Annotated in this window: 29 protein-coding genes and 1 pseudogene; 2 read left to right on the top strand and 28 right to left on the bottom strand. The window is 58.5% G+C overall.

The annotated features are described in order from the left end of the window. Window positions 1-18: 18 nt before the first annotated feature. From GGE33_RS08220 to GGE33_RS08260, 9 genes are all read right to left on the bottom strand, one after another. A complete protein-coding gene (locus GGE33_RS08220; protein WP_183821985.1) occupies window positions 19-1026 on the bottom strand; it encodes a hypothetical protein in 1008 nt (335 codons plus the stop codon). A gap of 111 nt (window positions 1027-1137) precedes the next feature. Next, the gene (locus tag GGE33_RS08225; RefSeq protein WP_183821988.1) at window positions 1138-1374 is read right to left on the bottom strand and encodes a P-loop NTPase family protein; all 237 of its coding nucleotides are present in this window, start codon (window positions 1372-1374) and stop codon (window positions 1138-1140) included. Beyond that, on the bottom strand, window positions 1371-1691 hold the full coding sequence (locus GGE33_RS08230) for a hypothetical protein (protein WP_183821990.1): 321 nt from the start codon (window positions 1689-1691) through the stop codon (window positions 1371-1373). Before GGE33_RS08230 ends, GGE33_RS08225 begins: the two co-directional genes overlap by 4 nt. After that, window positions 1688-1870 (bottom strand): hypothetical protein, encoded by a 183-nt coding sequence (locus GGE33_RS08235; RefSeq protein WP_183821992.1) that lies wholly within the window; start codon window positions 1868-1870, stop codon window positions 1688-1690. The genes GGE33_RS08230 and GGE33_RS08235 overlap by 4 nt, the downstream gene beginning before the upstream one ends. Then, window positions 1867-2097, bottom strand: coding sequence for a hypothetical protein (locus GGE33_RS08240; RefSeq protein ID WP_183821994.1), 231 nt, complete (start codon window positions 2095-2097; stop codon window positions 1867-1869). The genes GGE33_RS08235 and GGE33_RS08240 overlap by 4 nt, the downstream gene beginning before the upstream one ends. A gap of 97 nt (window positions 2098-2194) precedes the next feature. Beyond that, on the bottom strand, window positions 2195-2815 hold the full coding sequence (locus GGE33_RS08245; RefSeq protein WP_183821996.1) for a hypothetical protein: 621 nt from the start codon (window positions 2813-2815) through the stop codon (window positions 2195-2197). Between the two features lie 374 nt (window positions 2816-3189). Continuing rightward, window positions 3190-5265, bottom strand: coding sequence for a portal protein (locus GGE33_RS08250; RefSeq protein WP_183821998.1), 2076 nt, complete (start codon window positions 5263-5265; stop codon window positions 3190-3192). Beyond that, on the bottom strand, window positions 5266-6741 hold the full coding sequence (locus tag GGE33_RS08255) for a terminase large subunit domain-containing protein (protein WP_183822000.1): 1476 nt from the start codon (window positions 6739-6741) through the stop codon (window positions 5266-5268). Then, the gene (locus GGE33_RS08260; RefSeq protein ID WP_183822002.1) at window positions 6629-6991 is read right to left on the bottom strand and encodes a hypothetical protein; all 363 of its coding nucleotides are present in this window, start codon (window positions 6989-6991) and stop codon (window positions 6629-6631) included. The genes GGE33_RS08255 and GGE33_RS08260 overlap by 113 nt, the downstream gene beginning before the upstream one ends. Window positions 6992-7342: 351 nt before the next feature. Between GGE33_RS08260 and GGE33_RS08265 the strand changes: the two genes are divergently transcribed. Then, entirely contained in the window at window positions 7343-7768 is a 426-nt protein-coding gene (locus tag GGE33_RS08265) for a DUF4145 domain-containing protein (RefSeq protein ID WP_183822004.1), read from the top strand. Between the two features lie 58 nt (window positions 7769-7826). Further along, entirely contained in the window at window positions 7827-8117 is a 291-nt protein-coding gene (locus GGE33_RS08270; RefSeq protein ID WP_183822006.1) for a hypothetical protein, read from the top strand. Between the two features lie 433 nt (window positions 8118-8550). Here the strand turns inward: GGE33_RS08270 and GGE33_RS08275 are convergent, their stop codons facing one another. From GGE33_RS08275 to GGE33_RS08365, 19 genes and pseudogenes are all read right to left on the bottom strand, one after another. Then, window positions 8551-9117, bottom strand: coding sequence for a hypothetical protein (locus GGE33_RS08275; protein WP_183822008.1), 567 nt, complete (start codon window positions 9115-9117; stop codon window positions 8551-8553). 33 nt (window positions 9118-9150) lie between these two features. Further along, a complete protein-coding gene (locus GGE33_RS08280; protein ID WP_183822010.1) occupies window positions 9151-9372 on the bottom strand; it encodes a peptide chain release factor-like protein in 222 nt (73 codons plus the stop codon). Then, complete coding sequence (locus tag GGE33_RS08285; RefSeq protein ID WP_246435754.1) at window positions 9369-9692, bottom strand: hypothetical protein; 324 nt, start codon at window positions 9690-9692, stop codon at window positions 9369-9371. Before GGE33_RS08285 ends, GGE33_RS08280 begins: the two co-directional genes overlap by 4 nt. A gap of 119 nt (window positions 9693-9811) precedes the next feature. Then, window positions 9812-10111: a hypothetical protein gene (locus tag GGE33_RS08290; protein WP_183822014.1), complete on the bottom strand. Its 300-nt coding sequence runs from the start codon at window positions 10109-10111 to the stop codon at window positions 9812-9814. Continuing rightward, the gene (locus tag GGE33_RS08295) at window positions 10108-10428 is read right to left on the bottom strand and encodes a hypothetical protein (RefSeq protein ID WP_183822016.1); all 321 of its coding nucleotides are present in this window, start codon (window positions 10426-10428) and stop codon (window positions 10108-10110) included. The genes GGE33_RS08290 and GGE33_RS08295 overlap by 4 nt, the downstream gene beginning before the upstream one ends. Continuing rightward, window positions 10425-10778, bottom strand: coding sequence for a hypothetical protein (locus GGE33_RS08300; RefSeq protein ID WP_183822018.1), 354 nt, complete (start codon window positions 10776-10778; stop codon window positions 10425-10427). Before GGE33_RS08300 ends, GGE33_RS08295 begins: the two co-directional genes overlap by 4 nt. Further along, window positions 10775-11686 carry a YdaU family protein gene (locus GGE33_RS08305; protein ID WP_183822020.1) on the bottom strand — a complete coding sequence of 304 codons (912 nt, stop codon included), beginning with the start codon at window positions 11684-11686 and terminating at the stop codon, window positions 10775-10777. The genes GGE33_RS08300 and GGE33_RS08305 overlap by 4 nt, the downstream gene beginning before the upstream one ends. Beyond that, entirely contained in the window at window positions 11683-13116 is a 1434-nt protein-coding gene (locus tag GGE33_RS08310) for a replicative DNA helicase (protein WP_183822022.1), read from the bottom strand. The genes GGE33_RS08305 and GGE33_RS08310 overlap by 4 nt, the downstream gene beginning before the upstream one ends. Continuing rightward, a complete protein-coding gene (locus GGE33_RS08315; RefSeq protein WP_183822024.1) occupies window positions 13113-13304 on the bottom strand; it encodes a hypothetical protein in 192 nt (63 codons plus the stop codon). The genes GGE33_RS08310 and GGE33_RS08315 overlap by 4 nt, the downstream gene beginning before the upstream one ends. After that, window positions 13301-13675: a DUF1064 domain-containing protein gene (locus GGE33_RS08320; protein WP_183822026.1), complete on the bottom strand. Its 375-nt coding sequence runs from the start codon at window positions 13673-13675 to the stop codon at window positions 13301-13303. The genes GGE33_RS08315 and GGE33_RS08320 overlap by 4 nt, the downstream gene beginning before the upstream one ends. Next, window positions 13672-13950 carry a hypothetical protein gene (locus GGE33_RS08325; RefSeq protein ID WP_183822028.1) on the bottom strand — a complete coding sequence of 93 codons (279 nt, stop codon included), beginning with the start codon at window positions 13948-13950 and terminating at the stop codon, window positions 13672-13674. The genes GGE33_RS08320 and GGE33_RS08325 overlap by 4 nt, the downstream gene beginning before the upstream one ends. Continuing rightward, entirely contained in the window at window positions 13947-14618 is a 672-nt protein-coding gene (locus GGE33_RS08330; RefSeq protein WP_183822030.1) for a hypothetical protein, read from the bottom strand. The genes GGE33_RS08325 and GGE33_RS08330 overlap by 4 nt, the downstream gene beginning before the upstream one ends. Further along, on the bottom strand, window positions 14615-14788 hold the full coding sequence (locus GGE33_RS08335; protein WP_183822032.1) for a hypothetical protein: 174 nt from the start codon (window positions 14786-14788) through the stop codon (window positions 14615-14617). Before GGE33_RS08335 ends, GGE33_RS08330 begins: the two co-directional genes overlap by 4 nt. Then, on the bottom strand, window positions 14785-15363 hold the full coding sequence (locus GGE33_RS08340) for a hypothetical protein (RefSeq protein WP_183822034.1): 579 nt from the start codon (window positions 15361-15363) through the stop codon (window positions 14785-14787). The genes GGE33_RS08335 and GGE33_RS08340 overlap by 4 nt, the downstream gene beginning before the upstream one ends. Window positions 15364-15384: 21 nt before the next feature. After that, window positions 15385-15732 carry a hypothetical protein gene (locus GGE33_RS08345; protein WP_210303579.1) on the bottom strand — a complete coding sequence of 116 codons (348 nt, stop codon included), beginning with the start codon at window positions 15730-15732 and terminating at the stop codon, window positions 15385-15387. A gap of 395 nt (window positions 15733-16127) precedes the next feature. Continuing rightward, a complete protein-coding gene (locus GGE33_RS08350) occupies window positions 16128-16319 on the bottom strand; it encodes a hypothetical protein (RefSeq protein WP_183822038.1) in 192 nt (63 codons plus the stop codon). 130 nt (window positions 16320-16449) lie between these two features. Next, the gene (locus GGE33_RS08355; RefSeq protein WP_183822040.1) at window positions 16450-16647 is read right to left on the bottom strand and encodes a hypothetical protein; all 198 of its coding nucleotides are present in this window, start codon (window positions 16645-16647) and stop codon (window positions 16450-16452) included. A gap of 947 nt (window positions 16648-17594) precedes the next feature. Then, window positions 17595-17822, bottom strand: a pseudogene (locus GGE33_RS27930) (DUF2312 domain-containing protein); the annotation flags it as partial. Further along, window positions 17819-18055 carry a hypothetical protein gene (locus GGE33_RS08365; RefSeq protein ID WP_183822044.1) on the bottom strand — a complete coding sequence of 79 codons (237 nt, stop codon included), beginning with the start codon at window positions 18053-18055 and terminating at the stop codon, window positions 17819-17821. The gene GGE33_RS08365 and the pseudogene GGE33_RS27930, both read right to left, overlap by 4 nt. Between the last annotated feature and the right edge of the window lie 5 nt (window positions 18056-18060).

Here is an 18060-nt window from a genome sequence, read left to right on the forward strand (position 1 = left end):
GATCCTCGATAACAGGGGTTAATCGAAGTCGATGTTAAGGGCGTCCTTCATCGACCCGGTTTTGCCCAACCGCTGCATCGCATCCTGATTTCGCCGGGACTGCTGTACGTTCGGTCCCTGAGCCCTCGGCTTCGGCGTCACTGGCGCCGGCGCGTTGACCACCTTGTTCATCGCCTTCTTCTTCGCCTGCTCGGCCGCAAGGCCTAGCTTGGCGTAGTGAATGACGCGGAGGTATCGGTGATCTTCGAAGTTCTGCATCTCCTCATTGGAGAAGCCGAGTTCGTTGCCAGTTTCGAACGCACCTTGGAAGAACTTTTCGCGGCCCTCCGGAGTAGCTGTTTCAGGGAAATATCCCCTCAACTTGGCATCCTCGGCGGCAAGCTTTTCGCTCTTCTGCTCGTTCGTCAGCTGCTCGACGACCTTCTTCGGCTCGTTGGCCTGCGAAAGAAGCTGGTTCACGCGAAGAGCTGCGGCCTCATAGACGGCTCGCTCTTGGACGTATCTGCCAGGATCCTGCATGGCCAACTCCGGCTTCGGTTCCGGCGGCATCTGACTGATCAGGAATTGTGCAATCGTGGTGGCCGTGTTGGACACCCGGTTGGAAAGCTCCTCCAGCGATCGGGTCTTGTTCCCGAGGTCGGAGGTTTTGACACGGTAATCGCGCTCCCGCATGTAGCCGAGCTTGAGCTCCTTGATCGGAACCTGCTCGCCTCCCTTGAGCGTAACAAGGATGTCCTCGTCATTGGTCGACTTGGGCTTTGGCTGTTCGGCCTCTGCTTGTTCGTCTTCCTGCTCTTCGGTGTTTGCGGATGCATCGGCCTCTTGGTCCGCATCTTGTGCGGCCTCATCCGTCTCGCCGGCGATCCCGTTCGCTTCCTGGGTTTCCGAGTTGGCCTGTTCGTCGTTTTCTTCTTCGACGGTAGGCTCCCAAAAGTTCAGGTTTTCCGGGTTGTCGATATCGGTCGATGGTGACATTGCACTATCACTCCCCGGCTGGCCGGGGTTGGTGGTTGCATGGTCCGTCATTTGGGTTTGCCTCTTGGGCTGGTGGTCCACGTTCCGGCTGATGCGGGAACGCCTAGGAACCGGGTTGGCCCGCAGGCTCCCGGTTACGAAGTTCTGAAACTGTGTTGGCTGTTAGGCCGGTGCGCTCGTATTCGGCGCGTTAGCCTCTTCGACGAGGACGGTGATGGTATTCCGCAGTTTGCGGATGGCGCGAACCTCGGCAGCCATTGCAGCGCGGGTTTCGTGATCAACCGGTTTAGCGTTTACGCAGCGATCGACGGCGGATTTCTCCATCTCATCCATCAGGACGCCGAAAAGCGGATTATCCAGCATGGCTCGGGCGCAGGCGATGCGTTCTTCGGGTCTCATTTCCGCTCCTGTAACGCTTGGTCCCGAGCCGTGTTGAGCCGCGACATTTTCTCATCGCTGCCGCCAGCGTCGGCGTGTGCGGTCTTCGCCAGCTTTCGATAAGCGGCATTGATTTCTGCGGCAGCTGCAGTGACGGGCAAATTCAGCACCTTAGCCCAGTGGTCGTTTGCTAACCTCGGTGATTGCGATGACTGAAACGGATTTTCCTTTCTCCGTACACGTTCATCGTACCAAGCTTCCTGCTGGCGCCGGATTGCATCCTCGTACGCCGCCTGCTGAGCTGCAGCAAAACTTTGGCTGAATGCCGAATAGGTCATTTGCTTCGCTCCAGATCTTCCAACTGGCGCTTCACTTCGTCGGCCACCAACCTCTCGATGTAGGCCGGAAGAGCCTCCAGCATGCAGGCCATGGTCTCGTCTATAAGGCCGCCCGGCTGCGCTCTGTGATGGATGCCGAGCTTTTCGAGCAAGACGTTAATTCGTTCGAAGGAGATCATTGGTCGGTATCCTTCGCCTTTAGTTGCCAAGGACGTTCAACACCATCCATCAGAGCGAACCATCGCCACGGAGAATAGGCGAAAGACGACACGAGGATGAGCAGCAACCACCACGGATTCCGCTCAAGAACGAAGACTGCATACATTGGGCAGCCGATTGTGAAAAACATAACCACAGCTACGTATGCGAGATAGGACCAGCCTATCCATGAAGGTGTATTTTTCATGTTTTCATCCTTTGTCGGAAGGATGGGCGAGCGGGACCGACACCCCGCCCGCCCGTTGCGCAACATGGGTCATCCTGTCGGGGATGATTGGTGAATTTTACGTGGCTCGCCCGGCCCGGTAGAGGGCGCCGAAACGGTCATCCTCAGTTGCAGGAGGCGACCAATCGTAAAGGCCTGCAGCTACACCAGCGCCGGCGGCTGCAGGTCCAACGCTATTGAACTGGATGATATCTCGGAGCTTTGGGTTGTCGTTGACGTACTGGCGGATGCGCGCCGCTGTCTCAGGCGCAACGGTCTTGATGTAGTTCGGGTCCGCCATGTAAGCGCGGATTGCTTCGGTCATCAGCTCTCGCGGCACTTCCGCACCACGATAGCCATTTTGCTCCGGGCCGAAAGGCTTGCCGAAGCTCTGCGGGTTGTTGATGTCGTTGTAGACGCTGCGGAGTTGCGCATTCAGACCGCCATGCGGTATCTCGCCGGCGGTCTGGTCGATGACATGACCGATTTCGTGCTGTGCTACGCGGCTGCGCTGAGGCTCTTCGAGCGATCGGGAGAGAGCGACATGATCAGGCTCGCCACTGCTTCCGAACTTTGCCCGGCCCACGTCTCGTCCAAGTTCCGGAGATCCCGGCGCAACGTAACGTATTGCCTCGCCAGTTCGCGCCTTTGCGATCTCGTCCAGTGCTTCACGCGGTAGGCCCACATCAGGTCCGGACACTTCCCCTCTTCCCACCACATATCGGGCAGAAAGTTGCCTTCCATCAATGTCTGATACAAGCTTGCCTGCGTCATCAGATAGGGCTCCAGCGGGGTAATCCGCCTCGAACGGACGAGGCGATTTCACCGGAGGATCATACAGTCTTGGGTTCCTGCTGGCAACGTTTTCGGTGGATTTTGCGAGGCTCCCGCCCGATGCAACACCTCCAAGCATAAGGCCGGCAGTGTCGACAACCCGGCCCATATCATCTGGCCTTGCGTGCCCTGCCAGCACATCCCCCGGATAGGTAAAACCGGACCAAACACCTTTCACTGCATCCGCAGGAATGCTGTCATTGAGAATGTATGCCACGATCTTGTCGCGAAGAGACTCTGTCACCCTGGCATGCCTCCGATCGAGACGTGGCTCATGGGTTCACCCGTAAGCGCCTGAACCGCTGACTGGCGAGACTTCAACTGAAGCTCCTGCTCAATCTGGTAGCGCTTGAGCGCCATTTCCTGATTGATGCGCTCAAGCTGCAGTTCTCGGTCGTTCGCCAGCTTCTGCTGCGCAAGCTGGAAATCCTGCTGCTGCTTTTCGGCCTTTGCCGCAGCTTCGGCTTTTGCTTTTTCCACCTCAGGGTTTGGTTGGTTCGCCTGCTGCTGTTGCATTTGCTCCAGCTTGGCAATGTCCTGTTCCGTCGGCTTGGTGAAGAACATGTCACCGGACGGTAACCCGGCCGCTTCCACCAGTTTGCCGATCGCGTTCGAAACGTTCTGCGGCTTCACGAATGGGTTGCCGACGTCACCGTAGGCCGCCAGCAGCTTTTCCTGCACTCCGAGAACCATCTGCACCGCCGCCATGTCCCGCTCTCGCGTGCCGGCGCCGAGGCCAACATTCGGCGTGGCGTCCATCTCGGCGTTCCACTGGCGCGGATCAAAGGTCACCCACTTCTTGCGGAGCATGACCGTGCGGGGCTTGTCCTGATGTTTGATGATGAGCTTCAGGAGGCCCTTAAACATGCGCTTGAGACCTCGCGCCGAGGTGCGGACCATAAGTTCGGTCTGGCCGATACCGGACTGTTCCATCAGTGCCGAGGCAGTAGCCGTGACGTTCTGCAAAGCATCTGCGGGAAGACCACCGGAGGCGTCAGAGATGCCGGTCGTGTCCCGCATACGTTTGTCGAAGTAATCCAGCATCTGGAACGACGAGGCAGCCACGAACGGAACCTGCGTGAAGCCCAGAGCGGCCCGAACATCGGTGCCCGATGCTACGCGGATCGGCTTTCCAAATGACGGGTTAAGCACCGCGTCCGGATTGACGATGGCCTCTTCCTGGGCGATCGGCTGCGGCTTGTTCTGCCAGTAGAGGTTATCCAGCGTCTCGCGAAGAAGGACCGTCTTGACCTTCTGATCGTCCTTCGTGTCGTCGGTGACCGATACGCCTTCGCGCTGATGCGGCCGGCGCTCGATCACGATGTCAGCGAAAGGAACCTCGTCCCATTCCTCGTTCGAGAGTAGATATTCCTCCTTGATCGCACCGGCGTAGATCAGGCGGCGAAGCTCGGCAATCCCGTCGTCGTCCTGATCAATGCGAACGTAGAGCTCGTAGTACTCAAGCTCCTCCAGAGCCTTTGGCATGTCGTCGCCGAACTTGAAGATGTCCTGGCGGCGTGTGTCCTCTTCCATCTCCTTGTCGTCGTTCTCGCCGACGGCCGGGATGCCGTAGATCTTCTTACGGTCGAAGCCCATGGCGACCAGGTCAGACCGGCGCTCGCGGGTGTTGATGCCGACCAGCGGGCTTTCGTCAAGATCGATCGTGTCCGGGTGCACGAGGAACTGCTCGGGAGGAACTGCCGCGACCACCCACCTCCCCTTTTCCGACCGGCGCTTGATCTTGAGATCATAGACCGGCGTCAGGATCGACGAGCCATTCAGATCCTGGATCGTTTCGAATGTCTGGCTGGCCTCCAGCACCTCGACGGAATCGTCGGCGACGAGCTGCGTGATCGCATCCTCGTCCAGACCGGTATGGTTCGAGACCTGAACCGAGATTTTCTTGTCGTAGTACCAGCGGAGGATGCCGTTGCGGAGCTTCATTGCATCCGTGAGAGCATCCTCAATAGCCTCGTAGCCTTTGCTCTCAGGCAGGATGACGTAGTTCACGTATTCGGTTGCCTGTTCGGCTTGGGCCTCTTCACCCTCGGCAACAGGCTCGTATTCGACGACCTTGTCGTTACCAAGCAAGGTGCGGACCAGTGACGGCTTGGCCTTCTTGATATTGGCACGGACATCGCGGGAGACAACGGACGAGCGACCGACCATCACCGGAACGTCGTTCATCTCACCGTCGAAATACTCGTTCGCCTTGTCGCGGTCGTCGCCAAGCTCGTTCCGGTAAGACTCGGCGTCTCGGACGAGCGAGGCGACGATCGACGTCAGCTTGTCGGGTTTTGCTTTGGTATCAGCCATTTACGCGACAGCCTGCGTCTTGAAGTTCCAGTCAGATGCCGGCTTGTTCACCTTGGCGTGCCGTTTCATCATGAGGGCGTATCGAGATGCTGAAATCACGTCGTCTCGCTCCTTCACGACCTTGCCGTCCTTCCGGTGATAGAGGCGGAATTCCTCGAACCATTCGCCGCAGGTGGAAAACACCTTCCAGCGCCCGGTCTGCATCCTCTGCAGCATGTCGAGTAGTCCGGCCTCAACGCCATTTGTTCCGTCTTCGAACGTTGCCCGCTCCGGCAGCATCCCGAGGCCCTGCGCCTTGTATTGCTTGGCCAGCTGCTCACCGCTGCCCTTGTCGTGCTGCAATCCATCGTGCGGCCACGACCAGGGCAACCAGCTACCCCATGGCTTAAGCGCCGCGGAATGGATGATCGGCGTGGCCTCGCGCTCGCGATAGGTCTTCGTCACATAGAAGACATCGGCGTCGCGGTCCCACGCGCACCCAGCAGCCCCGAATGGGTGATCCCAACCGAAGTCCAGCCCGCCGATCTGGACCCAATGCTTTGGGATCTCGAACGGGGCGATAGTGATGCTTTCCTCGGTAACCGGGAAAATCCGGCCCGATCCAAGCGTCGGAATGCCTTTTGCTCGTGCTTCTCGTTCATGGGCCGGGTAGCTGGCGATGATCTTCGCCCGGTCCTCGGGTGTGTAATGCTCCGCGTCGTCGATCGTCATTGACGTGACGTGACGCGACAAAGCCCCGACATCGCCAGGAGCCGGCATGATGAACCGAGCAACTACCGTCGAGATGCCGAGCAGCGGCGTGAACGTTGTCTGCGCGAACTGCCCACGCTGGCCGTTGTTGGTTCGCGTCAGGCCTTCGCTATAGATATCTTCCGGCGGCTCTTCATCGTACCAGACGCCGTCGACCGTCGGGCCCTGCCATTTCTCGCGGCCTTTCTCGTAGGCCTTAAAGGCGATGATGCTTTCCGATGCCTGGATGTCGCCGCCACCGCCCCAGCGCACCACGACGCTATCGAGGAGGTTCGGGACGCCCATGGCGCGAGTGCGGTCAACGATGCAGTCTTGCGGGACGAAGCCGGTACCCCATTGCTCTTCAATTGCCGGCGGTCCGATCAGGATACGCTGCGGGTTGTCGCGCGTGCTTTCGCCTGTGACCGAGCCAGCCCAAAGAAGCGGGGCCCTGTTGAACGTCGCGCCTTCCCACCAATCCGGATACCGCCCGGTAAGGTGGATTGCCCATTCAGCGCCGCCAGCGATGGTTTTGCCCAGCTGGTTGCCTGCCATGAACAGCCGTTCGGACTTTTCCGCCCCTGCGGCGTGGAACTCCCGCTGCTTCCGATATGGCTTGTAGAACCGGAGCTTGTTAGTGCGCTGTCTGCGCTCGATCTCCGCCGTTATCTCCATCCTCTCCATGAGCAGAGAGGAAAGGCTGGATGGTGGCGTCGAGCTTCCTGATGCGCTCGATGAGCTGTTCATCCGTCATCTCGCCAATCTGATTCACGTTGATGTTGAGATCCTTCGGCATCAGAGACGCGACGACCTTCAGGAAGTCCTGCGGGCGCTTCTCGATAACCTTCTGGATTACAGCCGGCCCTTGGCTCTCCCATGCGTGGAGCAAGTCTTCGAGGAAGGATTCCCCGAGCTTGGTCCGTGCGCCCTTCGGCCTTCCGGTGGAACTGTTATTCCCCGGTAAAAAACGGCCATTTTTGTCGTCTTTGTCAGCCACTCAAATTCCACCTGAATGAAGCAGCCCGACGATCAGAACGATGGCCGGAACATCGGAGTTAACCTTCATCGTTGAGCAGACTCGACTCCTCCACCGTCGCGTGAACAAGATCCCATCAACGGGAAGTGCTCAAGAGCGGAGAAACTCGAATCCATGAAAATGGGAAGCCAACTTACAGATGTTCGTCGATGCCCACATTGCGGCATTGCATCGCCGCTGCTCTATCAAGTGTGGGCCTCACAAGACAACGCGGGCACATCTCGTACAGATGGGCAAAGCCGTAAAGCTTGGGCCACTTATCTCTGCAGGACTTGCGGTGGAGCGGTCACCGCGGAGGGTCACGGGTCATATATGGGAAACGAAGCTGCCTTCATTTACCCTGACAGCAAACAAGCACACGAAGATATCCCGCCGATAGCAAGGACCTTTCTGCAGCAAGCTTACGAAACCATGCACGCGCCAGATGCTGCCGCGGTGATGGCCGGCAGTGCCGTTGACGCTATGCTCAAAGAAAAAGGGTACACGGACGGCTCCCTGTATGTGCGAATTGATGCAGCGCTAAAGGACAACCTGCTCACCCAAGGTATGGCCGACTGGGCCCACGAAGTCCGACTTGGCTCGAATCGGCCGAGACATGCAGATGCCGAAAACCCTCACGTTTCTCACGATGAAGCGAAGCAGTCGGTTGAGTTCGCTGAAGCTCTCGGTAATTTCCTGTTTGTTCTCACCGCGAAAATCGATCGCGGTATCAAAGCAGCAAAGGCTGCCGAAACTTAACTTCTCATGCCGGGAGTTTTTCTATGACTGGCATGGGTTAATCTTGGGAGATTGAAACTTGAAATTCAGCGAGCATTATGTTGTTGCCCGAACAGAAATCGTCGTCGCGAACATTAACGGAGAAGATCATCATATCCGTGTCGAAGCCCTTGATGATCAAAAAGGCTCATTCTCTACTCGAGCCTACATCCTGAGGTCGGTTAAGGTTGGTTACGAGTTTCCTATCCCGTCAGATGGACTTTATGCAGACATGTGGCTCGACTTCGATCTTCCGTGGACCCATAGAGACACTGCAGAAGGAGCTATCAAGCAAGCACTGTCGTTTCTGTTTGAAAGAACAGGTTCATAATCTGCCTCTGGCTAGGCGGCGCGGACTGGAGTGAGGCCATTCTCTCGGGCAATCCTGCACGCATCATCATACGAACTCGCCCAGCACTCGAAAGTCATGGTGGTGGTTGAAGTGCCGTGCAGAACCTTGAGAGTGTAGGTGCGCATTTGAGATGCCTTTGGCTAGGCGGGGGTTAGGCTGGGTCGACCTTGAACTCGCGAAGCTTAACGCCTCGGCGCTCATCGTCCTTCACCATGGCCTTGCCAGCATAGACAAGAGCCATGTGGGTAATCACATCATCGTCCGGCGTCACCTTTCGATTGGCGAAAGCATCGTCAACCCACCAACTACTTTCCGCTTTGTCCTTCGAAGGTCAGCCATATCGAGGCCCTTGAGCGAATCAATAAGCCCGAGGCGTTTTCACACTTCGGGCTTATATCCAGTGCGCATTTAATTAGGCTGATTTGCGTAAAACGTCAATGCCATAGAACCGGCAGAGTACGTTTCCCACAACTCTAAGATCCGCCATCATATGCGGGTGATTTTCGTCCCGAGAAACGATGTAATTCAGAGGGGCCATGAGGTTTCCGGAATACTTGGCCTGGGCCTCTTTGATTGCCGCAGATAGGCGGTCCCACGCGACGACAGCGTTCTCGTCAGCTTCATCAGGGGCGACGTTCATCACGCCCCCGCGCCTTGTCTTCAGACTGTCAGGCACTTGAAGCGCGAGCCGGTAGCGCTCCACAGTCATCTGATACCGGGTGAACGCATCGTACAGCTCGCCCGAAATCAAACCCAGAAGCTTCATTCTCCCGATCACCGTTCCGGCCTCAGGCTGCTTTGCATCATCCTTCTTCAGTCCGTAATGCCGCATTCTCGTCTCCCGTGCTAATCTGTCGATGGCCTCGCCCGGCACTTTGGCGCGAGATATTTGTCCACTTTCGGTCCTGACCGCGTCTTCCTTGCGTGGTCTCCCGCGCTTCCTGCTGGCTTTGCTTGCTGATCTCTTCGCCGCTTTCATTCTCTTTCCCTCGTATTCGAGCCGCCTGCTCGGTTATCTGAATTTCGGATGGGTGATCGCCGCGAGGATCATCTCCATCGCGATCTCTCGGTTCGTGCGCTGGGATCTGTCGGTTTCGACATAGGCGGCAATGCCGCTCGGTATGTGCGTGACCCTGACGCCTGGATACGTCCCGACATGCTGCCCGCCGCGGCTGTGGATGCCGGGAATGGGCCAAGTCTCGATCTTGAGCTGATCCGCTGGGATATCGATCATTTCTTCACCGCCCGCCTGGCAAGCGCGAAGTCGCGACCGACCATACCGACCCCCTTCACGAAGTCCTCGGGGAACAGCCCGTTGCTGCAATGAGGGCAAGCCGGTACCATCTTCCGATGGCGCCAAGCCTTGTCAATTTCCTTGGCTGCAATCGAGCGGCACTGGAAATGTGCCGCCTCGGTGATTTCTTTGCGCTGCCGGTTCAGCCCCTCATGGGCTGCGTGATAGTTCTCGCAAAGGTTCTTGAAGGCATCGAAGGGGTCGACATCCTTTTCGCAATCCTTGCACCAAACGCGCCTCTCTTTCGGGTCGTAGGCCATGCGTCTATGATTGCAGGATGAATACGGCCGGCGCGTCATACCGCGAGACACGCGGATATCTCCTATATCGACAACCGTCAGGCCAGAGAGGTAAGCCTGATCCTCGATTGGTTCATCGCTCATCGCACCGCCTCCAACCGTTCGACCTCGACCACACGACCGCCACCGAGGAACAGTCGCTCAGCCTTGGCCCGGGCGACCGAAGCTTGCCCGCCTTCCACCTCACCCCCGACGATCGGGAAGTTGAGGTATTGAAGCAGGTGTTTGTTGACGGCCTTCATGGCTTCCAGCTCGGTCTCGAACACGACCGGTGCCCCGCCCTCACCCATGATCGGCTTTGGGTGGCTGTCCTTTGCAAAGCGAACCATCGCCCACCAGCCGCGGCGGAGTTGATGTGCGTATCCGGCGTAGCGGTTCATGCTTCACCGCCTTTCGGGGCGGATATGCCGTTCATGATTTCATCTGCCCAATCGTAGTAGGCCGGGTGGCTGCTGGATGCAGGACCATCTCGACCACTCGCGATGAACTCGTCCCACAAAGCCTTGCTTTGATCGGCCTTTGCACGGATGACGGCGGCGCAGCGCTGGCGCTCGGCAAGGATGGCAGTCTTCATCAGGTCAATGAAGACGTCGCCCTCTCCCTCACCGCCAAATTTCCTCGCGAAGAACTCGCTGACATATGCTGTGAGCTGTGCATCAAGTTCCGCGCCTTCCGGTATCGTGTCTTGAGGAATCATGCCGCGTCCTCCATGTCGTCGAGAATTGCGTCCACCATCCGATCTGCTGCGACTACGTTGAGTATCGTGGCAATCAGGGTCTCAACCGTCATGCCGCGCTTGTCGGCATATGGCTGGAGCTTTTCGGAAACCTTCTTCGGGCAAATGACCGGCGGGATTGTTGCCGTTATTTCCCTCTTCCTGCGTTTGAAAACCGCAGTGAGACCGTTCCGCCGAAAAGTGCACCGTACGTATGGAGCGCCAACGCCAAGAGCCTCGGCAATCTCCTCGGTCGTCGCCTTCGGGTTTTCGAAGTGGAGCCGGATCACCTCATCCTTGAGGCCTACCCGGCGGATCTCTGCGGGTCTCATGCTGCGCTCCTGTCTTGCTGGAGGAATTTGCTCGGGACGTTGCAGCCGGCTTGGCCAGGCGCAGGCCCCCATTCAACGACGCTCCACTCGGTACCGGATCGCCAAGCCGACACACGCTGACCCCAGCGGGCTTCCGTCGTTGGAACGAAGGTCTTGCCGTCAGGCGACTTCATCATCGTGCCGGCCTTGAACTCTTCGGTCGGGCGCGGGATCGACTTTCCGGCGGCGACACGGCGCTCGTAGGCTTCCTTGATCGCCGGGATGAAATAGGACCACGAGCCAGCCGGTCGCTTGATGCGAGACGCGACGGATCGGATTGTCGGGATGATGTCGGCTTCGAGGCTGATGCCTGACGCGATGAGTTCGAAGATCGGACCCACGACTAATGCGCCGTGCGGCTGAATTCCGTTCTCCCCAGCTGCTGCGATGAGCTTGCTTTGGAGGATATCGAAGTCCATCTGAGCAGGCGCGCCTAATACGCTGCTAAGCGTATTCTTATCTGTGTCTGCTTCTGCTTCTGCTTGGTTGAACGCCCGTTGAACGTCCGTTGCATCGACCGACTGATTTTGTTGCCTTTTTGATGCGCTTGCTTTCCCTGCCTTGGAATTAATTTTCAACTTGTCCGCACGGTTTTGAATTTCATGTTCAGCTCGTGCATTTGAGAGCTTGCCGTCGACCACCGAAAACTTGCCAAGATCGATCAATTTCGAGGCGACCTTTTCAAACGTGGCCGGCCGCATTCCACAGTAGGTGGCGAGGCGCGCGACGTGGAAATCGATAGGCCCGCTCTCTTCATAGATGCGGCATAGGATCATCGTGTAGACACCGACCTCTTGCGCCGACAGACCGCGAACGCCGTTCATGAAGTCGGCCGGATAGAAGTCGAAATATGGGATGTGCCTGCTCATGATCTCGCTCCATTTCTCACGGCCGAGAACGCCATGTCTGCGAAGAGGTTGACCGTCTCCAGCCCGCCGTTGCGCTGCTTGGCGACGCTGAACTCCATCACGTTCCGGCAGGCTTCCAGCCTGTCAGCGCGCTCGAATTGCTCCTCAGGCGTGCCACCCTCCCCGCGCTCCAGGTAGTAGGCATCGCGGTAGATGAAGGCGATCGTGTCGGCGTCCTGCTCGATCGCGCCGGAATCGCGGAGGTCGGAAAGCTGCGGCCGCTTGTTCTCCCGGCTCTCCACGGCGCGGTTGAGCTGCGAAAGGAGAACGACGCCGATGTCCAGATCGCGGGCCATGCCCTTGAGGCTGGACGTGATCTCGGCAATCTCATTCACGCGGTTGCCGCTATAGCGCGACGAGGCGCGGATAAGGCCAAGGTGGTCGATGAAGAGGACCGCGAGCCGGTTGCCATGCGCCTGCGTCTCTTCGACAAGACGCTCGGCCCGGGTGCGGATATCGGTCACCGTCTGGCCGGCCTGGTCGTCGATGAGGATAGGCAGCGCGTTCATGCGGGCCTGCTCCTCAGCCACCATGTCGAACTCTTCGTCTGTCATCGTGCCGCGGATGATGCTGGTATAGGGAACGCGCTTACGCCAATCATAGAGCGCGTCAGAGATTGCGCGGCAGGCCAGCTTGTCGGCATCCATTTCCAGCGAGACGAACCCAATGCTGGATCCTGCAGCCGCCGCCTTCATGGCGACAGAAAGAGCAAAGGTTGTCTTGCCCATCGAAGGGCGCGCGCCGACCAACGTCAGGTCTTTGCGCTGGATTCCGCCGGTCAGACGGTTGAGGTCCGACAGTCCCCATGTGATGCCGGTAAGACCGGTCCCGGTATGGCGAGCCTCTGACGCGGCCTCAAACGCGCGGCCGGCGGCGCTGCCGATGCTGACACGCGTCTTTCTGGATGCCCCGGCCCGAACATCAGACATGATGTCGTCGATCGCGCTTGCCGCCTCATGAGCGATGAGCCGAACGTCAGCCTGCGGGTCATTCGCCGCCGCATAGACGCGCCCGGCTTCGTTTGCCAGATTAAGGCGTGCCCACTGGTCAATGATTTTCTTCGCGTTCTCGACTGACGCCGACGCGCCAGCAGTGGCGGTACCGAGAAGGCGCGCAAGATACTGCATGACGTCTTCACCGGAATTCTTCTTTAGCCAGGTCTTCTCGATATCGGGAATGAGCTTGGCGACGACGACCGGATTGCCGGTGCCATATTGCTCGCGGGCCGACTTGATCGCCCGGTAAAGGTGCTGATGGAACGGGTAGACGAAATGGCGATCGGCAAGGATGGCCATAGTGTCTCGCGCATCGCCGTCAAACATCAGAGCGCCGAGCACGTTCTGCTCTACCTCGATGATATAGGCATCGGTTTTGAAGACGGGCGCGTTCATCCTGCCACCCTGCTTCCGATAGACTGTCGCTGTTCGGGCGTCATGAATAGGTCGAGCCATCGACGCCAAGCCCTGCCGGCGGCTATGCCGTCCTCGATCGCGCCACTCGACTGGGCGCGCTGCATCGCCTCGATGTAGGTTTCCCACGCTCGTGTCTGGTGGTCATGGAGAGACACCACGTTGCTCATTTCCACACCTCGATCTGGATGTTGTATGCTGCTTTGATGATCCGCTGGACGCGGCGAAAATCGCGGGTAACGACGCCCTTGACGTCAACGACGCGGAGCCTTCCGTCCTGCTCATGGTCGATGAAAGCGAAGTCGGCGCGATAGGTGCCGATGATCTCGCCATTCACGATGAGTTCGAATTTCCGCTGGCGGGTGAAGCCGGATATCTTCCCGGCCTTCTCCAAAAGCTTGAGGTCGGCATAGACCTCGGCCTCGCGCTTGCTGTCGAAGGTGATGCCGTCGACGACCGTCTTCTTTGCCCCATACTTGTTGGCGCGTTTCTTCGGAGCGACTTCGGCAAGATATTGCTCGCGGGTCAGCGTCTCGGTCATGCGAGCCTCCCCGTCGCGCGGTAGGCTCTGTTGCGAGCGTTGTAAGCCTTGCGGGCGGCTACGAGATCGAGACGAACTGGATCAGCCTTTGCGCGGGCTTCCTCGTCCCGGCGGCGCTGGGCTTCGATGCGCTCGGCCTTCTGCCGGGCAGCCTCGTCGATCTCCTCCTGGCGCAGCCTGTGTATCTGGCGCTCTACCTCTGCCTCTGTGGTGTTGAGGTGGGAGGCGATGGAGATGTAGTCCATGCCGGAGCGGAAGAGGTCGAGCGGGTTCATAGGTCCATCTCCCCTTGCCGAGCATCTTTGCGATCGAGCATGCGGAGGACGGTCTCGCCCTTCCAAGCCTTGTCCCAGATAAACCAGCCGTTGAGCATTGGCGGCGCGCCCTGCCCTGTGAAATCGATCTTCCAGCGCATCAGATAGACGCGCGCCGGTGGATACTTGGCCCAGAAGGGAGCGAGGCCGCCCGCACCGGGGAATCCCCAGTTCATCAGCAAGCCCATGTATTCGATGTCGAGTGTTTCCAGCGCGTGGTAGAGCCACCGAGCCTTACCGTTGCCCCAGCCACATTCAGCGAAGGGTGGGTTTTCGAGCATGGCCCGGGCCGGTGCTTCCTTGAAGTCGTAGAAGCTCTTGATCTCAGCGCCGCAACCTCTGTCGATCAGGTCGCTATCGAAAGTCCGGAATCCATGGGTGCGCAACTCGCGCCCGATCACTCCTGTACCGCACGCAGGCCCCCATATGGCCGGGAAGTCACGCAGTCGGTCCATCTCGGCGTGGATGATCGAGCGGATAGGATCAACCGGAGTCGGATAGAACTCGTTTTCCTCGCGCTCCAGTGCGTCGACCTTAACGATGTTGCCTTCCAGATCGCGGATGGCGACTGGCTTCGACTTCTTGCCGGTGGCGCGGAACAGGCCGCGTGCGGAGACTGGCGCGTTCATGCGGCGTTCTCCCTCTTGGCCAATGCCTTGAGGCGATCGAGCGTGCGGGTTTTGATGGCGATGCGGGAAAGCTTGACGCCGTTGTCCTGCTTCTGAAGGCTGCCGCGAATGCGGAAGAGGTCGCCCTCGATGTCTTTGATCTCTTCTTTGAGGAGGTCGAGCTCGGTCATCGGCGCGTCCTCCACACTTCGGCTGGATCGATGCCTTCTGCGGCCATACGCTCGAGCGCAGCGGACTGACGGGTGTCATGCCTCGCCCAGTGTTCGGCCTGCTTCTCCGGCCCCCACTGGTCCCATGTCGTCGAGCGTTCGAACTTGTCCGCGAAAGCCTTATCCTGTCGCCACTGTCTGCAGTAATCCGGCCACCACTTGGTGAGATTACCGTTGCATCCGTGCTTGCTGTCGATATTGGCTTCGATCAGGTACCTTACGTCTTCATCTGTGAAGCCAGGCCCGGTTACTGTCCACGCGCTGGCAAAGCTGCGAAATCCAGTCTCCGACCAGTATTCCGATCCTGCAGGCTGCACGGCATAGGTCTGGAACCCATACGAAAACCGGATGAGGGTCGGGATGCCACGGACTACCATCTCGATAGGATCGCGCTCATCCAAGTCGATCTCCATGACTGTCTCTACGCCATAAGCACGGGTCACAAAGCCCCGACGCGGCGGCGGCTCATAAGACTTCGCAGCCATCACCGGCAGTGCTGGCGGCATCATCAGGTCGAACATGGAAAGCTGCTGCATCCTCAGTCCCTCGTGATCCAGTCAGCCCACGTGATCCGAGTGCCGGCGATCCGCCGCCACCGCTTGGCGAGCCGTGAGCGCATCGAACGCGGCAATCTTTTCGTCCAGCGAAGCCAGACGGGCACGGAGTTCTCTTTGTTCACGGCGCTCTTCCTCGTGTAGTGCGGCTTTAAGTGCTTCCATCTCCTCGCTGTCGATGCGACGGGCCGTGCCCTCCCAGATCGTGCGAATACGACGGAGCGTGATTTCTTTGTTCACCCGCTTGTTGATGAACTTCCTGGCTTCATAGAAAACGGCGTCCACCTTCCCGTAGCGAGTACGTGGGAACGCCTCCTTCAAAAGACTTTGGGCATAAAAAACGTCACTCATTTCCTTGTCCCGTTTCGACAAATCTCTGTTGGGTTTCGACACCACGTTGTCTGTCTCCTGCTCTAGGTTCGCTCGTGTTCAGGGAGCTACAGATGAGCAGGATCGATATTGAGAACGGTGAGGCTGATACCCTGGCAGGTACCCCTGCCTCACCGTTTGGTCCGCCTTCTGGGCCAACCGAAAATTCAATCATTCCATTCCCTCGCAGAGCCACCGCCGCCGCTTTGGGCTCTGCCGGGTGTTCCGAGACCTCCTCGGGACACCCCTCGTTTGAGCCTCTTGGCTCTATCGTCCGCGCCGTCGTGTTGAGGCTGCAGGACGACAGAGTGAGGTTGAATGTTCTGGTCCCGGGCACGTTGGGGAACGGGGGTAAGCCCGGGACCAGTGACGACGGCTCACTGGGAGGCTGAGACCGCCGTATTCGGAAATGCGATGACATTGCTCGGGAGGATCGGCTGCAGCTTCGGAGTAGCGCGCCAGTTCTCCTTTTTGGCCTTCCAGATCTGGTAGATGAAGAAGGCGGTGATGATCGCGATGGAGCAGGCAAAGCCGACGCCAATGCCGATGAGGAATGCGATGAAGGTCATGCTTGCCTCCTTGGTGTCTGTTTCCGTTCCCAACGGGCCGCGCCCTGCGTGGCCTCAATGGCGTCTTGAGCGTCTATGTCTGTTTGGACGGATTGAATGTCGGTGGGTTCTGATGGGCCGGGGCGCTTGGTCATGCGGCACCTACAGCGGCTTTTGCCTCAGAAAGGGTCGAGAAATGACCGGGGAAAGCCATGTCATCGAGAATGGCGACGAAGCCCTTGCGAACAGAATAGACGGCGCCACGGCACACTTTTCCGAGAGGCCATTCAAGTTTGGCTGTCTTGTCGAGGTTGCTCTCGTGCTCACCTATAGGAATCAGGGCGCTCATGCTGCGACGACCTCCCCGATGTCATTGAGAGCGATATGAAAAGCCGCGAAGATTTCCTCAGCGCGAGCGGGTACTTCCGCTGCCAGCGCCTTTGCGATCTTGGCTTCCTGTTGTGGGGTCCAGTCTCTGGACGAGCGCTGCCAACGGATTACGTCGAGCAAAGCGTCGTCTCCGGCGTATTCCTCAACTGGATATTCAAGGCCGAGCGATCGAGCGATGTTGTATCGGCAGAATCCGTCGAGGATCACGTCGCCCTGTCGAATGATAGGTTCAACAATGCCGATCGGATGGTCCGCGATGTCATTCGCCAGCGCGTCGTAAGCGGTATTCGAGAGTTCAGGGAAACAATGAGCGAACTCGGACCGCCTCATCGGGAATGGAGGATCCATTTCAATAAGGATGGAGCCGGGGGTGGCCGGGGCATTACTGACGACCCCAGCCTGATGTGTTGCGGCGTTCTCGGATGCGGTTACATAATCGCCTCCTGTGTTGGCGTCGGCGTTCCCGTCGATGCTTTGGGCTTGGGTCCGCTCCTCAGTTGGAGCGATGGGGGCGGACGACGACGGTTCAACGTCAGCGACGTTCGCCAGTCGGGCCTTGCCCTTCACTGCAGCGATTGCGTCGTCATCCGATGGGGAATTGGTTGCCGGGGTATCGACGCCCCGGCTCGTCCTACTCGCATCTCCCGTCATGCTGTCGGCGGCTTCTTCATCAGCCTGACCAGTCGCACCGTTGTCGCCGGATGCTTTCGCTTGGAATTCTTCCGCCTCTTCCCGTTCGATCATGATATCGACGGCAGCGATCAGCGCGGCGCGACCGGTTTCGGTCTGCATGCCGGTGACGACCTGTTGGATGAGGCGTGGATTTACGTCGCGGACCTCACCGGTTTCCGCGTCAAATTCTTCAATGTTTTCTCGTGCGTGTGCATGCACGAGGTTGATGCCGTGAACCGCGTTCCAGTAGGTCTCGAATACGAGGTCTGCCTCTTCGCGCTCGGAAGTGTCGAGCTTGCGCTGCGAGACGACCTGCTTGATCGCCTTCACGTCGAAACCGTTGGCGCGAGCTTCCTTGTAGATGTCGGACTTGTCGGCGTTGAGATCCTTGATCTCAAGCTCCAGGCGCTCGACCCGTTCGACAATGGCTTTGAGCTGATCGCGTGCGACTTCAAAGGTCATGCTGCAGTCTCCATGACCGGTGCAAAATCAGTCGGTCGGATGTCGAGACCTCGCTCGCGAGCAGCTTCAAGGATGGCTGGGATATGCCAGTGGGGCACGACGCCGCCGGTCCCACCTTTCTCTTTCGGCATGCGCCAGCGCATGACCGTGTGGGCCTTGACGTTCGTGACCTCAGCCAGCGGCTTCAAGCCTTTGAACTTCTTGATGATCGTGTTGGCGGGTTCGCATCTCATGTCGA

The sequence above is a fragment of the Aliirhizobium cellulosilyticum genome, from assembly GCF_014198105.1.
Lineage (GTDB): Bacteria > Pseudomonadota > Alphaproteobacteria > Rhizobiales > Rhizobiaceae > Neorhizobium > Neorhizobium cellulosilyticum.

Bases quoted from the DNA above. Each gene is read 5' to 3' on its own strand.
- GGE33_RS08230 (WP_183821990.1), bottom strand. From the start codon at position 1,691: ATGACCTATTCGGCATTCAGCCAAAGTTTTGCTGCAGCTCAGCAGGCG.
- GGE33_RS08290 (WP_183822014.1), bottom strand. From the start codon at position 10,111: ATGAACCGCTACGCCGGATACGCACATCAACTCCGCCGCGGCTGGTGG.
- GGE33_RS08355 (WP_183822040.1), bottom strand. From the start codon at position 16,647: ATGAGCGCCCTGATTCCTATAGGTGAGCACGAGAGCAACCTCGACAAG.
- GGE33_RS08285 (WP_246435754.1), bottom strand. From the start codon at position 9,692: ATGGCCTACGACCCGAAAGAGAGGCGCGTTTGGTGCAAGGATTGCGAA.
- GGE33_RS08365 (WP_183822044.1), bottom strand. From the start codon at position 18,055: ATGAGATGCGAACCCGCCAACACGATCATCAAGAAGTTCAAAGGCTTG.
- GGE33_RS08325 (WP_183822028.1), bottom strand. From the start codon at position 13,950: ATGAACCCGCTCGACCTCTTCCGCTCCGGCATGGACTACATCTCCATC.
- GGE33_RS08220 (WP_183821985.1), bottom strand. From the start codon at position 1,026: ATGACGGACCATGCAACCACCAACCCCGGCCAGCCGGGGAGTGATAGT.
- GGE33_RS08310 (WP_183822022.1), bottom strand. From the start codon at position 13,116: ATGAACGCGCCCGTCTTCAAAACCGATGCCTATATCATCGAGGTAGAG.
- GGE33_RS08350 (WP_183822038.1), bottom strand. From the start codon at position 16,319: ATGACCTTCATCGCATTCCTCATCGGCATTGGCGTCGGCTTTGCCTGC.
- GGE33_RS08305 (WP_183822020.1), bottom strand. From the start codon at position 11,686: ATGAGCAGGCACATCCCATATTTCGACTTCTATCCGGCCGACTTCATG.
- GGE33_RS08235 (WP_183821992.1), bottom strand. From the start codon at position 1,870: ATGATCTCCTTCGAACGAATTAACGTCTTGCTCGAAAAGCTCGGCATC.
- GGE33_RS08335 (WP_183822032.1), bottom strand. From the start codon at position 14,788: ATGACCGAGCTCGACCTCCTCAAAGAAGAGATCAAAGACATCGAGGGC.
- GGE33_RS08320 (WP_183822026.1), bottom strand. From the start codon at position 13,675: ATGACCGAGACGCTGACCCGCGAGCAATATCTTGCCGAAGTCGCTCCG.
- GGE33_RS08345 (WP_210303579.1), bottom strand. From the start codon at position 15,732: ATGAGTGACGTTTTTTATGCCCAAAGTCTTTTGAAGGAGGCGTTCCCA.
- GGE33_RS08330 (WP_183822030.1), bottom strand. From the start codon at position 14,618: ATGAACGCGCCAGTCTCCGCACGCGGCCTGTTCCGCGCCACCGGCAAG.
- GGE33_RS08225 (WP_183821988.1), bottom strand. From the start codon at position 1,374: ATGAGACCCGAAGAACGCATCGCCTGCGCCCGAGCCATGCTGGATAAT.
- GGE33_RS08275 (WP_183822008.1), bottom strand. From the start codon at position 9,117: ATGAAAGCGGCGAAGAGATCAGCAAGCAAAGCCAGCAGGAAGCGCGGG.
- GGE33_RS08315 (WP_183822024.1), bottom strand. From the start codon at position 13,304: ATGAGCAACGTGGTGTCTCTCCATGACCACCAGACACGAGCGTGGGAA.
- GGE33_RS08265 (WP_183822004.1), top strand. From the start codon at position 7,343: ATGGGAAACGAAGCTGCCTTCATTTACCCTGACAGCAAACAAGCACAC.
- GGE33_RS08300 (WP_183822018.1), bottom strand. From the start codon at position 10,778: ATGAGACCCGCAGAGATCCGCCGGGTAGGCCTCAAGGATGAGGTGATC.
- GGE33_RS08340 (WP_183822034.1), bottom strand. From the start codon at position 15,363: ATGCAGCAGCTTTCCATGTTCGACCTGATGATGCCGCCAGCACTGCCG.
- GGE33_RS08295 (WP_183822016.1), bottom strand. From the start codon at position 10,428: ATGATTCCTCAAGACACGATACCGGAAGGCGCGGAACTTGATGCACAG.
- GGE33_RS08255 (WP_183822000.1), bottom strand. From the start codon at position 6,741: ATGAACAGCTCATCGAGCGCATCAGGAAGCTCGACGCCACCATCCAGC.
- GGE33_RS08250 (WP_183821998.1), bottom strand. From the start codon at position 5,265: ATGGCTGATACCAAAGCAAAACCCGACAAGCTGACGTCGATCGTCGCC.
- GGE33_RS08240 (WP_183821994.1), bottom strand. From the start codon at position 2,097: ATGAAAAATACACCTTCATGGATAGGCTGGTCCTATCTCGCATACGTA.
- GGE33_RS08280 (WP_183822010.1), bottom strand. From the start codon at position 9,372: ATGATCGATATCCCAGCGGATCAGCTCAAGATCGAGACTTGGCCCATT.